We start from the raw sequence: 13,249 nt of genomic DNA, 5'->3' as shown, positions 1-13,249 counted from the left end.
CGTGGCCTTACCCGCCAGCCGGCTTAGGCCACCGCTCCCCCCAAACAAAACAACTCCACCACAACGGGCGGTTGGTGTCGGCGGGTCCCGAGGCGCGCGGCGCAGATGTGGCGCTTCGTCGATATGTCGATATGGGGTGGGGTTTTTTTGGGGGCGCGGTGCCAGTGTGGGACTTCGTCGATCAGGGGTGGGTTTTGGGCGCGCGGGGCGGGAATTGGTGCTTCGTCGATAAGGCGCGGGTTCGGTGGTGGGTGTGCGGTGCGAGAATGGCTGTGGCGGAGTTAGGCGAAAGCGTTGCCGGTGGGGATTTTGGGGCGGCCTAGGGGTGGGTGGGGTTTGATTGTTGCGGTGCGGTAGATGGTTGTTGTTTCTTTGGCGATTTTGGCCCAGTCGAAGACGTTTGTGAGGCGGGTTTTGGCGGTTCGGGCTCTCTTGCGGGCGGATGTGGGGTCGTTCAGTACTTGGCGGATGGCGGTGGCGATGGCGGCTACGTCTCCTGGGGTGAAGGAGAGTCCGGTTTCGCCGTCGATCACCACTTCGCCGAGGCCGCCTGCGGTGGAGGCGATCAGGGGGACGCCGACGGCTGCTGCTTCCAGGGCTACGATTCCGAATGGTTCGTAGCGGCTTGGCAGTACAACGGCGTCTGCGGCGGACAGGGTGGCGATCAACTGTTGGTCGGTCAGGTGGCCGACGAACTCCACTGCTCGGCGGACGCGGGTTTTTCGGGCGAGGTCGGCGAGGGCGGTTGCCTGGGAGCCGCGTCCGGCGATGACGAGGCGGGTGCCGGGGTGTGATCGGCGCACTTTCGGGAGGGCGGCGATCAGGTCGTGGACGCCTTTTTCCCATTCCAGTCTGCCGAAGAACATCAGCAGGGGGCCGTCGCCGTAGGCGGCGCGGGTTTCGCGGACCGATGTGGTGGGGACGCGCCAACTGCGGGGTTCGATGCCGTTGTGGATGACCGTCACCGTGGTGGGGTCGATGTCGAACAGGTGCGCGGTTTCGGCGCGCATGGCGGCGGAGCAGGTGATCAGGGCGTCGGCGCGGTTGGCGAGCCACCATTCGGCGGAGTGGACCTGGTGGTTGAGGGGCTGGGAGAGCCAGCCGCTGTGCCGACCGGCCTCGGTGGCGTGCAGGGTGGCGACCAGGGGGACGCGGGCCTGGTCGGCGAGGGCGATGGCGGGGTGGGTGACGAGCCAGTCGTGGGCGTGGACCACGTCGGGGTGCCAGTCGCCGAGGAGGCGGAGGCCCGCGCGGATCATGGCGTGGCCCATGGCGAGGGTCCAGGCGACGAGGTCTTCGGCGAAAACCAGGTGGCAGGGGTCTTCGGCGACCCGGATGACGCGGACGCCGTCGTGGGTGGCGTCCGCGGTGGGGTGGGTGTCGGCGTCGGTGCCCGCCTCGTGCCTGCACAGGACGACGACATCGTGGCCGAGGGCGGCGACGTGCCGGGCGAGGGCGTGGACGTGCCTGCCGAGTCCTCCGACGACCACCGGCGGGTACTCCCACGACAACATCAGCACGCGCATGGTCCGGGGACCCTACTCGTGGGTACGGAGGGCGCGCGCATCGAGCCCGCCGAAGACCCCGTCGGACCGGCGCAGGTCGGCCGCGCGGGCGGCGGCCCGGGTCGGGGCGCCCGCGCGGAGCAGCGACGACAGCTCGGCGTAGCGCTCGAAGTGGACCTTGGCGCGGCGGCGGGCGTAGTCGGCGGCGGAGTCCTTGGTGACCATGAACGCCCAGTCGCTGGACAGGGCCAGCAGGGCCTCGCGGGCGGCCTGGTCGAGCGTGGCGTCCCGCGCGGGGCCGCCGAGAGTGTCGACCAGGTCCAGCAGGTCGCGTTGGAGTGCGGCGTTGGCTTCGACGAGATCGGCGACCTGCGCGCCATCCCAGACGCGCCAATCTTTTCCGGAGCCCCACGACGACGCCGGTAGGTCTGCCGGGTCACCGACATAGCCCGCATCGATGGCTCCGCGCAGCGTTGTCACGTTCACGCCCGCCTTGGGCAGTCCGCGCAACACTGCTTCAAGCCAGGCCGGACCTTCGTGCCACCAGTGCCCGTACAACTCGGTGTCATAAGCGGCGACAACGAGCCCGGGTCGACCGTGGCGTTCATTCAGGTCTCTTAGCCGCTGAGCAACGGTGTCGACGAAGTCCTGAGCGTGGCGCCGGACCGCGTCTGCTGCCAGGGCGGGTTCGTACGGCTTCTTGTCGTGTGGGGCAACGTGACGACCGGTGACGCGCGACGGCTTAAGACCCGACGGGTGGTCGTACGTGTGGAAGTCGCGGTACGCGGTGTCACCAGGGTAGCCCGCCTTGGGGGACCACACGCGATAGGTGACTTCGAGGTCGCGCCCGAAGCACATGACGTCAGAGTTGCCGACTGGGCGGGCGAACGCGGTGTCACCGTGCAGGGCTGGACCGTCCACAAGGAACCGGCGTACACCGGCCGCTGAATAGTCGTCCTCTATCCCCGGCGCATAACCGCACTCGGGCGCCCAGATGCCTTCCGGTCGATGACCAACACGCAGTGCGGTGTCGTCAAGACCCAGCGTGAGCGCGAACGCTCGCACCCGGGGGTCAAGTAATGGCTGGAACGGATGTGTGGCCGGTCCACCAATCAACTCGACAACGCCACCGTCGACCAGAGGCCGTAGAACTGGTGAGAACCCATGACGCCAACGAGTCTCGAACTCCGTGAGCGCTGTCGCGGACGCCCGGTACTCCGCAGCCGCGACCTCCCGCAGTCGAGGGTCGTCACCGCGCCAACGGACTGCCGCGTACTGGGCGCGCAGGTTCCAGTTGCCCAGCCAGTCGTGCATTCCGCGCAACGCGTAGGGGTCGTCCATCTGTGCTGCCAACACGGGCGTCACGCCTAGCGTCAACACATCCCGGTAGCCGTCATCTTCCAAGCGGCGCAACATGTCCACCAGCGGCAGGTACGAGTGCGCCCACGCCTGATAGAGCCATTCCTCCCCCACCGGCCAAGTCCCGTGGTGTGGCAACCAGGGCAGGTGGCTGTGCAGGACAAGAGCGAACCCACCGATCTCGCTCATGCCCGCGCGACCAAAACGATGTCGAGGCATGCGTCCAGATCCGCATCTGAGACGGTGAAATCCTCGGCCACAACGGCTTCAACCGCTCGGAGCAGGTCATCCGGCCAGCCGCCGCCACCGAGCACCACCTGGACCTGCGCGTCGATGACACCGCCGAACCGCACGTCGAGGTCGCGCAGGCGAGGACCGTGGTGGACGCCACCGAGGTAGTCGGTGGCGAAACCCGCCGCGCGGACCAGCTCGTCCAGTTCGGACGGTGCGAGTTCGCGGGTGTGGAACGGGTTGAGCGGGGTGTCCCGGCCGGGCGAGAAGGTGATCCGGTTGGGCGTGGTGACCAGCAGCAGGCCACCCGGCCGCAGCACCCTCCGGCACTCGCGGAGAAACCCCTCCTGGTCCCACAGGTGCTCGATCACCTGCAGGTTGGCCACGACATCAACCGTGCCGTCGCCGAGCGGGAGCGCCGCCAAGTTGCCCCGGATCGCTTGCACGGCCGGGTACTTCCCGGCGACGTGGGTGGCGGTCAGGTGGTCGTAGTCGAGCCCGATGACCGTGCCCCGCTCGGCGAGCAGGGCGGCCCCGTAGCCCTCGCCGCAGCCCGCCTCCAGGATCGTCTTACCCACGCACAGCGGCGCGAGGTGGCGGTAGGCGATCTCGTGCCTGCGGAACCAGTAGTTCTCCTCGGGGACCCCGGGAACGGTGCGTTCGCCGGTCAGCGGGAGCGTCGGTTCGGTGGGCACGCGAGGCACGGTAATCGAGCCTACCGGCGGGTACGCGAGTGGGTTACGACTCCAGCGTCTTCCGCAGCGCCTTCGCCGCCTTGCGCGCCATGTCCGCCACGGCCTCCCGCCGCTCCGCGTCGGCCTCGTACACCGACACCCGGTCGCGCACTACCTTCGCGGGTATACCGGCCGCGACAGCGTAATCGGGAACATCACCCCGTACGACCGCGTGCGCCCCCACCACACAACCGCGCCCGATGCGCGTGCCCTTGGTGATCGTGACCTTCGTGCACACCCACGTGTCCGGCCCGATCCGCACCGGAGACTTCACGATCCCCTGGTCCTTGATCGGCCGGTGGATGTCGGCGGTCACGTGGTCGAAGTCGCAGATGTACACCCAGTCGGCGACCAGGGTCGCCGACCCGATCTCGATGTCCAGGTAGCAGTTCACCACGTTCTGCCGCCCGAACACCGCCTTGTCCCCGATCCGCAGCGACCCTTCATGGCACCGGATCGCGTTCCCGTCGCCGATGTGCACCCACCGCCCGATCTCCAGCCGCCCAAACCCCGGCCGCGCGTGGATCTCGACATCCTTGCCGAGGAACACCATGCCGCGCAGCACGATGTGCGGGTTGGCCAGCCGGAACTTGAGCAACCGCCAGTACCGCACCAGATACCACGGCGTGTAGGCCCGGTTCCGCAACACCCACCGCAGCGAGTCGAGCGTCAAGAACCGCGCCTGCGCCGGATCACGCCGCGACCACGCCGTCAGCCGCCCCACCACGGGCGCACCCCACATCGACGTCATCAGGACGGTTTGCGGCCGGTGATCATGACGTTGTAGAAGAGGGCGCGCGGGAGGACCTTGCGCAGGATGGTGTCGTCCAGCCAGGAGAGGCGCTGCCAGGTGCGGTAGGCGAACATCGCCCAGCCGAAGCCGAGTTTCTCGCGGGGGACGGCGGCTTCGAAGGTGCGGACGGGCCAGCCGAAGAGGGCGGCGGTGAACTCCTCGGTGGTGGCGCCCACGTCGACCATGCCCGCTGACCGGGCCGTGGTCTCCAGGTCGGTGGGGTCGAAGGTGTGGATGTCGACGACGGCTTCCAGCGCGGCGGCGCGGGAGGACTCGTCGAGTTCGGACTGGGGGCGGCGCCAGGTGGGGGCGAGGCGGGTGAGCCGGGTGGTGAGCCACCAGGTGGCGCGGCCGAGGCGGCGGGCGTAGAAGTCGCCGATGCGGGTGGGTTCGCCCGCGAAGACGAAGCGGCCGCCGGGTTTGAGGACGCGGCGGATCTCGCGGAAGGCGGCCGGGAGGTCGGGGATGTGGTGCAGGACGGCGTGCCCGACGACCAAGTCGAAGGAATCGTCGTCGTACGGGATGCGTTCGGCGTCGGCGACCCGGCCGGACACGTCGAGGCCAAGGCAGGCCGCGTTGCGCAGCGCGACCTCGACCATGCCGGGCGACAGGTCGGTGACGAAGCCCGTGCGGGCGACGCCGCCCTGCATCAGGTTGAGCAGGAAGAAACCGGTGCCGCAGCCGAGTTCCATGGCGGTCTCGTACGGCCACCCGGACGACCCGGCGACGGCGCGGAACCGGCCGGTGGCGTAGTCGACGCAGCGCTCGTCGTAGGAGATGGACCACTTCTCGTCGTACGTGCCCGCCTCCCAGTCGTGGTAGAGGACGTTCGCGAGCTTCGGGTCGTTGAACGCCGCCTCGACCTCGGCGGCGGTGGCGTGCGGGTTCGGCGCGGGGTCAACGGCCATTGAACTCCGCCTTCCCCGGTCCGTTCTCGATGAACGACCGCAGCCCGGTGGTGTGGTCCTCGGTCGCGAACAGGGCGGCGAACAAGCCGGTCTCCAGGGTCAACCCGCTGGTGAGGTCGCCGTCGAGGCCGGTGTCGATCGCGGTCTTGGCGGCGGCGAGCGCGCGCGAGGCGCCGCGGGTGAACTGACCGGCCCAGCGGCGGGCGGCCGCGTACACGTCGTCGGGGGCGACGACCTCGTCGACCATGCCGATCGCGAGCGCCTCGGCGGCCTCGACGAACCGGCCGGTGTAGACGATGTCCTTGGCGCGGCTGGGTCCGATGAGCCGGGCCAGCCGCTGGGTGCCGCCCGCGCCGGGGATGAGGCCGAGCAGCACCTCGGGCTGGCCGACCTTGGCGTTGTCCCCGGCGATGCGCCGGTCGCAGGCCAGGGCGAGTTCGTAGCCGCCGCCGAGGGCGTACCCGGTGATCGCGGCGACGGTGGGCTTGGGCAGCCGGGCGACCGCGGTGACCGACGCGCTCAGCTCGGGGCCGTAGTCGGCGATGTCGGCGTACGACATCCGGGCGAACTCCTTGACGTCCGCGCCCGCCGCGAACACCTTCTCGCCGCCGTAGACGATCACCGAGCGGACGTCCTCGCGCGCGCCCGCCTGCAGCGCCACCTCGCGCAGTTCGGCCTGGAGCTGCCGGTTGATCGCGTTCATCGGCGGCCGGTTCAGCCGGATGGTGCCGATGCCGTCCTCGACCTCGAGCGTGACGAACTCACCCACGACTTTGCTGCCCTTCTGTCGGGTTCCCCGGGAGGTTACCTGCGAGTAGTGGATCAGGCGCGGCGGCGCGCGAAGTAGCGGTCGCCGGAGCGGTCCAGCTCCAGCGGCTGGCCGAACGCGGCGGAGAGGTTCTCGCCGGTGAGCACGTCCTCGATCAGGCCCTGCGCGACCACGCCGCCGTCGGCCAGCAGCAGCAGGTGCGTGAAGCCGGGCGGGATCTCCTCGACGTGGTGGGTGACCAGCACGGTGGCGGGCGCGTCCGGGTCCATCGCCAGGTCGGTGAGCCGGGCGACCAGGTCCTCGCGGCCACCCAGGTCCAGGCCTGCGGCGGGCTCGTCGAGCAGCAGCAGCTCGGGGTCGGTCATCAGGGCGCGGGCGATCAGGGTGCGCTTGCGCTCGCCCTCGGACAGCGTGCCGAAGGTGCGGTCGGCCAGCGCGGCGACGCCCATGGCCTTGAGCAGGTCCTCGGCGCGGCCGGTGTCGAGCTGGTCGTACTCCTCGCGCCAGCGGCCCAGGACGGCGTACCCGGCGCTGACCACCACGTCGCGCACCAACTCGTCGGCGGGCACCCGGTTCGCGATGGCGGCGGTGGCGAAGCCGATCCGGGTGCGCAACTCGAACACGTTGACCCGGCCGAGCCGCTCACCGAGGACGTGCACGGTGCCGGTGCTGGGGTGCAGCTCGGCCCCGGCGAGGCGCAGCAGCGTCGTCTTCCCGGCGCCGTTGCTGCCGAGGACCACCCACCGCTCGTCCAGCTCCACCCGCCAGTCGATGTCTTTGAGCAGGTCGGCCCGGCCGCGCCGGACGCCCACCCCGGCGAAGCGCAGGACGAGGTCGTCGAGGTCATCCGGGTCGTCTGGGGTGTCGGGTCCGGGGTCAGCCTGAGTCCGCGAGGTCACGGCCGCCATTCTGCCTTTGCCCACCGGTGCGGTGTCGTTGCCTCCCTGCGCACCCCGGCTGGGTCCGGGGGCCGGTACGGGGTTGACTTGCCCGGCGGGAGAGGAGCGCCCATGTCATCGGGGTACACCGTCAACACGACCAGCCTGGCCATCCGGGTGGGTGAGCTGCGCGCGCTGGCCGACGAGGTCGACGCGGCGGCGGGCAGGCTCAGCGGGTCGAGCGGTGACCTGGGGCCGGGCGAGATCGGCGCGGCGGCGCGCGAGGTGGCCGACCAGTGGCGTGCCCACCTGGGCGACGTGCGCGACAAGATCGGCACGATCGCCGACAACGTGCGGTCCGCGGTGACCAACTACGACCAGGTCGAGCAGGGCGGGGCCGACCGGATGCGGCTGGCTGTCCAGCACTCGGTGGCCGAGGCGCAGCTCGACGCGCTCCGCTCGGGGGCGGCGGCCCAGCAAGCCGGCGTCACCCGGTTGCTCGACGAGACCAAGGGCGGCACGCCGTGAGCCGCGACTACCCGACCCTCGGGTTCGACCCGACACCAGGAGAGCTCTCGGCGGTCGGCGCGATGCAGGTGGAGTTGGCCGAGGCGCGGACCATGCTGGTCGCCGTACTCCCCCGGTTGACCGAGGCGTGCAAGATCACCGACGACGCGGACTGGGGCGGCGACGCGGCCGAGGAGTTCAGCGACCACGGCGACGACCTGCCCAAGGGCATCGCGGCGGGCGCGGAGTCGATGGGCGCGGTGGCCGAGGCACTGGCGACCTGGGCGGGTCAGATGAAGGCCAACCAGGACAAGGCGGCGGAACTGGAAGCCCGCGCCAAGAAGCTCAAAGACGCCGCGGACGACGCGCTCGACGCGCAGACCCAGGCCGCTTCGGCGATCCCCACCGATTCGACGAACCCCCACTACGGCGCGCGCTACGGGACTTTCCTGCGGTCGGTGCACGAGGCCGCGGCGGCGCAGGCGAGGTTCGAGCAGGTCATCTCGGACGCGCGCAGGCTGGGGCGCAAGCACCTGACCGAGGCCAACGCGGCCGCCGACAAGATCCGCAGCGGTCCGGACGACGTGTTCAAGGTGGAGAACGACGGCTTCGGGGTGCAGGTCCTCGACGGGATCGGCAGGGCGTCGGGCATCGTCTCCAGCGCGGCGGCCGTCGTCGCGGCGGGCTCGTTGGTGGTGCCCGGAGCGGGCGAGATCGTGGCGCCGATCGCGGGCACGGTGTCGGCGACGGCGGGCACGGTCAACGCGCTGACCGGCATCGCCCAGCACGCGGTGGGGTCGTCCAACGCGCCGTCGTGGGTCGACATCGGCCTCGGGCTGGTGCCGGGCCGCACGGTCACCTCCGGTGTGGTGGGCGCGGGCAAGGGGCTGCTGGGTGAGGCGGTCGAGAACGGCGGCAGGGTGCGCAACGCGGTCAAGGGGGCGCGGCAGGGCGCGGTCGACGGGTTCACCTCGGCGGGCGTCGGCAAGGTGGTCAAGGACGTCGGCACGCTGCGCGAGCTCGCCGCCGAGCAGGGCTCGACCGGGGCGGCGCTGCGCGCGAAGGCCGCGAAGGACCTGCGGGACAAGGGCGACAAGCTGGCCAAGACCTTCCAGGACCCGTCGAAGTTCACCCCGGCCCAGCGGGACGCGTTCGGGCGGCTGCGGGCGGCCGGGGAGGCGTACTCGGCGAGCGTCGACCTGGCGGTGAAATCGGCGCAGGCGGCCGGGGTGACGTTCACGCCGGAGCAGCGCCGGGAGCTGGAGCTGCTGAAGGTCGCGGGCAACCCCGGCCGGTCGAGCGCGGAGAACGCGGTGGTCAACACGGTCGCGGCGGGCACGAGGGCGCACACCAGGTGAGGCTCGCCCTGCCCGCGTCCGCCCGCCGGGTGCCGCTGGACGACCCGGCCGAGGCGGTCCGCGAGTACGCCCGGATCATCGCCGAACTGCGCGACGCGCCGTCGGGGGCGGCCGCCGACCTGGAACCGTTGGCCGCCGAGGCCGTGGACACCGCGATCCGGACCGGCGCGTTCCTGCTGGCCGTCGTCGCCCCGCCCGACGCCGACCCTGCCCTGCTGACCGCGGTCGCGCTGGAGGTGCCGGAGGGCTGGACGGTCGAGGTGGCCGACGCGCTGCGGGACTCCCTGGAGGACACCGCGCCGGACGTCCGGCAGACGGTGCTGGTGGCCACCGGCCTCGGCCCGGCCGTGATCGCCCAGCGGGTGCCCGGACCGGAACAGGCCAGGGTCGGCGCCCCGATGGTGCTGCAGGTGCAGGGGTTCGTGCCGGAACCGGGGACGGGGCGGATGCTGGTGCTGACCCTGTCGGCGCCGTCGCGGCGCGGGTGGACGGTCCACCAAGGTCTGTTCACCGCCCTGGTCGGGTCGGCGAGCCCGAGCGGTGCGGACACCCGGCGACCGTCGGCCCGCGACCCCGAACCGGACCACGAACCCGAAGGTGATTCGTTCGAGGGGCGCACATACCGGCTCTGACCAGGGCGCGTCGATCTCGATCCGATCTTGGTTGGCTCGGGCATATCGATAGCGCCGCCGGTCTGGTCCAGGATGGGGTGGTGCCACACGCAGCGCCACGACCCGGTAGCCCGTTCCCGCTCGGCGCCCACCCCGAGGCGGGTGGGGTGCGGTTCGCGGTCGCCTCGGCCGCGGCAGAGGGCGTGGAACTGTGCCTGGTCGACGTGGACGAGGACGGCGGGCAGACCGAGCAGCGGGTCGAGCTGACCGAGCGGACCTTCGGCATCTGGCACGGCGTTGTCCCCGGCGTCACCCCCGGCCAGCGGTACGGCTACCGGGTGCACGGCCCGTACGACCCTCGCCGCGGCCTGCGCTGCAACCCGCTGAAGCTGCTGGTCGACCCGTACGCGCGGCGGATCACCGGCACCGTCCCCGACCTGGCGGCCAGCCGGGGCTACCGGGGTGACCCGGTCACCGGCGGTCCGTCCCGGATCGACTCACTCGGCTCGGTCCCGCTGTCGGTGGTCACCTCACTGGGTGGCCCGGACACGGGGCGTCGACCGGACGTGCCGTTCGAGGAGACGGTGGTCTACGAGCTGCACGTGCGCGGCTTCACGAAGCTGCACCCCGACGTGCCCAAGCACCTGCGCGGCACGTACCTGGGGCTGGCGCACCCCGCCGTCGTCGAGCACCTGGTGCGGTTGGGGATCACCGCGGTGGAGCTGCTGCCGGTGCACACGCACGCCGACGAGCCGATGCTGCTGCGCTCGGGCAGGCACAACTACTGGGGGTACTCGACGCTGGGCTACCTGGCGCCGCACGTCGGCTACGCCAGCCGCCCAGGGCACGAGGTGGAGGAGTTCCGCACGATGGTGGCCGCGCTGCACGCGGTCGGCATCGAGGTGATCCTCGACGTGGTCTACAACCACACCTGCGAGGGCGGGGTGGCCGGGCCGACGCTGTCCTTCCGCGGGTTCGACGCGCCCGCGTACTACCTGCTCGACGGCGAGGGCAGGGACATCGACTTCACCGGCTGCGGCAACACCCTCAACCCGGGGTCGCCGACGGTGGTGCGGCTCGTGGTCGACTCGATGCGCTACTTCGCGACCGAGCTCGGGGTCGACGGGTTCCGGCTGGACCTGGCCAGCGCCATGGGCCGCCCGCACGGCGGCGGGTTCGACCGGGACTCGGCGCTGCTGACCGCGATCACCACGGACCCGGTGCTGGCCAACCGGAAGCTGATCGCCGAGCCGTGGGACGCCACCGGCGAGGGCTACCAGGTCGGCGGGTTCGGCGCGCAGTGGGCCGAGTGGAACGGCCGGTTCCGCGACGGCGCCCGCGACTTCTGGCGCGGCGCGACCGGGCCGCGGGACCTGGCGTACCGGCTGTCCGGGTCGTCGGACCTCTACGCCGGCAGACGCCCGTGGGCGTCGGTCAACTTCGTCACCGCGCACGACGGGTTCACCCTGCGCGACCTGGTGTCCTACGACCACAAGCACAACCACGAGAACGGCGAGCACGGCGCCGACGGCACCAACGACAACCGGTCGTGGAACTGCGGCGCCGAGGGCGAGACCGGCGACCAGGGCGTGCTGGCGCTGCGCGACCGGCAGGCCCGCAACCTGCTGATGACGCTGCTGCTGTCCACCGGCACCCCGATGCTGGTCGCCGGGGACGAGCGGTGGCGCACCCAGCACGGCAACAACAACGCCTATTGTCTGGACAATCAGACGTCCTGGGTGGACTGGACCGCCGACGGCCGCGCCGACGACCTGCTGGCGTTCACCCGCAGGCTGATCGCGGTCCGCGCCGAGTCCCCCGCGCTGCGCCAACCCCAGTTCTTCGACGGCCGCCCCACCCGCTCCGGCGAGCCCGACCTGGTCTGGTTCCGCCCCGACGGCGACCCGATGACCGAGACCGACTGGTTCGACGACACGAGCCGCACCCTGGGAATGTGGATAGACGGCTCGGAATGCCTGTCCCGCAGCCGCGACGGCGAACTCGTCGCCGACGACTCCTGGCTGCTGCTGCTGCACTCCGGCGCGGACTCTGTGGAATTCACACTGCCCCCCGACAGCTACGGCCGCCGCTACGTCCCGGTCCTGGACTCCGGCGCCGCTCGCGGAGCCCCCAGGGACACCGATCCGTTGCCGCCGGGCAAGCGGATCACCCTGCCGGGAAGGACTTCTTTGCTGCTCAGGGCCCCGCGTATCAGCCAGTGAGACACGTGGCCGGGCTCCCCCGTCCATGCCACGATCGCGTTCGTGACCCGGTCCGTGTTCCCACCGCTGCTGTCGTGGTGTGACCGCACGATCGACCTCCTCCTGGTGGCGTCCTGCGGCTGTACCGACACGCGGCGGTAGCTCTCGCTCACCTCGCCGCGCCCCCCAGTCGCGTGTAGACACCCCGATCGAGGAGCAGACATGACGTTGGCCCTTGCCGAGAAGGCCGTCCACCCCCGCTTCGACCACCCCGACCTGCACTCGCTGATCGCCCCCCGTGATCCACTGTGGACCCCCAGGGAGCTCAACGAACTGACGTCGGCGGTGGCAACCGACTTCCGCACCCGCCTGGTCGACGTCGTCCGCTTCGCCAGCCCGCAACGCTGGTGGACCCGACTCGCCCTCACCGACGAGATCGAACTGTGGCTGCTCTCCTGGCTCCCCGGCCAGGGCACCGCCCCCCACGACCACGGCGGCGCCGCCGGGGCGTTCACTGTTCTGCTGGGGGACCTGACCGAGACCTACCGCTACCCCGCAGGCCCCATCCGCCAACACCGCCGCCCCCTCGGCGCCTCAATCGGCTTCGGCCAGGGCCGCGCCCACATCGTGGAAAACCGAGGACCGGCCAAAGCCGCCAGCGTCCACGCCTACTCGCCGCCGCTGGTCCCCACCCACGAATACGCGAACCTGTCCGACGTCCCGGACACCCCGTCCTGGCTCACCCGATGAGCGCCATCGACAACACCCTCGCCGCCGCCCGATCGGACCTCACCCGAGTCACCCCGACCACAGCCAACACCCTGCAGTCGACAGGCGCCCTGATCGTCGACATCCGCCCCCACACCAACCGAGCCACCGAAGGCGAAATCCCCGGCTCCCTGATCATCGAACGAATCCACCTGGAATGGCGGCTGGACCCAGAAGGATCCCACCGAATCCAGGGCTTCGACGAAAACAGCACGATCATCGTGATGTGCAACGAAGGCTACGCCTCAAGCCTCGCCGCAAGAGACCTCCAACAACTAGGCCTAAAAAACGCCACCGACCTCATCGGCGGCTACCGCGCCTGGGCGGCAGCAGGACTACCCGTACAACCAGGCGGAACCCCCGCAATCCCCTAACACCGCACCACAACATTCTCTCGCACCGCACCCCCAGAACCCACAGCCCTATTCATCGACGAAGCCCCACTCCCGCACCGCGCGCCCAAAAAAAGACCACGCCGAATCGACGAAGTCCCACACCCACACCTCACCGACGAAGGCCGCCAGCCCACCCCGCGCGCCTCGGGACCCGCCGATACCAACCGCCCGTTGTGGTGAAGTTGTTTTGTTTGGGGGGAGCGGTGGCCTAAGCCGGCTGGCGGGTAAGGCC

General features: G+C 70.8%; 13 protein-coding genes. 6 read left to right on the top strand and 7 right to left on the bottom strand.

What is annotated here, in order from left to right; genetic code table 11:
• Positions 1–281: 281 nt before the first annotated feature.
• Genes H504_RS0132100 through H504_RS0132070 form a run of 7 tightly spaced genes read right to left on the bottom strand, consistent with a single transcriptional unit; the run spans position 282 to position 7,207 of the window.
• Positions 282–1,526, bottom strand: a complete 1,245-nt coding sequence (locus H504_RS0132100) for a glycosyltransferase family 4 protein (protein ID WP_026426144.1) — start codon at positions 1,524–1,526, stop codon at positions 282–284.
• A gap of 12 nt (positions 1,527–1,538) precedes the next feature.
• Positions 1,539–3,053, bottom strand: coding sequence for a 1,4-alpha-glucan branching protein domain-containing protein (locus tag H504_RS0132095; protein ID WP_026426143.1), 1,515 nt, complete (start codon positions 3,051–3,053; stop codon positions 1,539–1,541).
• Positions 3,050–3,790, bottom strand: a complete 741-nt coding sequence (locus H504_RS0132090) for a class I SAM-dependent methyltransferase (protein ID WP_157440751.1) — start codon at positions 3,788–3,790, stop codon at positions 3,050–3,052. Before H504_RS0132090 ends, H504_RS0132095 begins: the two co-directional genes overlap by 4 nt.
• A 43-nt stretch (positions 3,791–3,833) precedes the next feature.
• On the bottom strand, positions 3,834–4,580 hold the full coding sequence (locus H504_RS0132085; RefSeq protein ID WP_026426141.1) for an acyltransferase: 747 nt from the start codon (positions 4,578–4,580) through the stop codon (positions 3,834–3,836).
• The gene (locus H504_RS0132080) at positions 4,580–5,530 is read right to left on the bottom strand and encodes a class I SAM-dependent methyltransferase (RefSeq protein ID WP_026426140.1); all 951 of its coding nucleotides are present in this window, start codon (positions 5,528–5,530) and stop codon (positions 4,580–4,582) included. The genes H504_RS0132085 and H504_RS0132080 overlap by 1 nt, the downstream gene beginning before the upstream one ends.
• The gene (locus tag H504_RS0132075) at positions 5,520–6,299 is read right to left on the bottom strand and encodes an enoyl-CoA hydratase/isomerase family protein (protein WP_026426139.1); all 780 of its coding nucleotides are present in this window, start codon (positions 6,297–6,299) and stop codon (positions 5,520–5,522) included. Before H504_RS0132075 ends, H504_RS0132080 begins: the two co-directional genes overlap by 11 nt.
• Before the next feature lie 53 nt (positions 6,300–6,352).
• Complete coding sequence (locus H504_RS0132070; RefSeq protein ID WP_051386486.1) at positions 6,353–7,207, bottom strand: ABC transporter ATP-binding protein; 855 nt, start codon at positions 7,205–7,207, stop codon at positions 6,353–6,355.
• Between the two features lie 102 nt (positions 7,208–7,309).
• On the opposite strand from H504_RS0132070, the gene H504_RS0132065 reads away from it, so the two are divergent.
• The 6 genes from H504_RS0132065 (at position 7,310) to H504_RS0132035 (ending at position 12,996) form a co-directional block, all read left to right on the top strand.
• On the top strand, positions 7,310–7,705 hold the full coding sequence (locus tag H504_RS0132065) for a WXG100 family type VII secretion target (RefSeq protein WP_026426137.1): 396 nt from the start codon (positions 7,310–7,312) through the stop codon (positions 7,703–7,705).
• On the top strand, positions 7,702–9,042 hold the full coding sequence (locus tag H504_RS0132060) for a hypothetical protein (RefSeq protein ID WP_026426136.1): 1,341 nt from the start codon (positions 7,702–7,704) through the stop codon (positions 9,040–9,042). The genes H504_RS0132065 and H504_RS0132060 overlap by 4 nt, the downstream gene beginning before the upstream one ends.
• The gene (locus H504_RS39225; RefSeq protein WP_051386485.1) at positions 9,039–9,674 is read left to right on the top strand and encodes a hypothetical protein; all 636 of its coding nucleotides are present in this window, start codon (positions 9,039–9,041) and stop codon (positions 9,672–9,674) included. The genes H504_RS0132060 and H504_RS39225 overlap by 4 nt, the downstream gene beginning before the upstream one ends.
• 80 nt (positions 9,675–9,754) lie before the next feature.
• Complete coding sequence (glgX, locus tag H504_RS0132050) at positions 9,755–11,875, top strand: glycogen debranching protein GlgX (RefSeq protein ID WP_425394099.1); 2,121 nt, start codon at positions 9,755–9,757, stop codon at positions 11,873–11,875.
• A gap of 201 nt (positions 11,876–12,076) precedes the next feature.
• Positions 12,077–12,604, top strand: a complete 528-nt coding sequence (locus H504_RS0132040; protein WP_026426134.1) for a cysteine dioxygenase — start codon at positions 12,077–12,079, stop codon at positions 12,602–12,604.
• A complete protein-coding gene (locus H504_RS0132035; RefSeq protein ID WP_026426133.1) occupies positions 12,601–12,996 on the top strand; it encodes a rhodanese-like domain-containing protein in 396 nt (131 codons plus the stop codon). The genes H504_RS0132040 and H504_RS0132035 overlap by 4 nt, the downstream gene beginning before the upstream one ends.
• The last annotated feature ends 253 nt before the right edge of the window (positions 12,997–13,249 follow it).

Source organism: Actinokineospora inagensis DSM 44258, assembly GCF_000482865.1.
GTDB classification, from domain to species: domain Bacteria; phylum Actinomycetota; class Actinomycetes; order Mycobacteriales; family Pseudonocardiaceae; genus Actinokineospora; species Actinokineospora inagensis.
The sequence above is the reverse complement of the archived record's forward strand: the minus strand, read 5'-3'. Positions and strand labels throughout refer to the sequence as shown.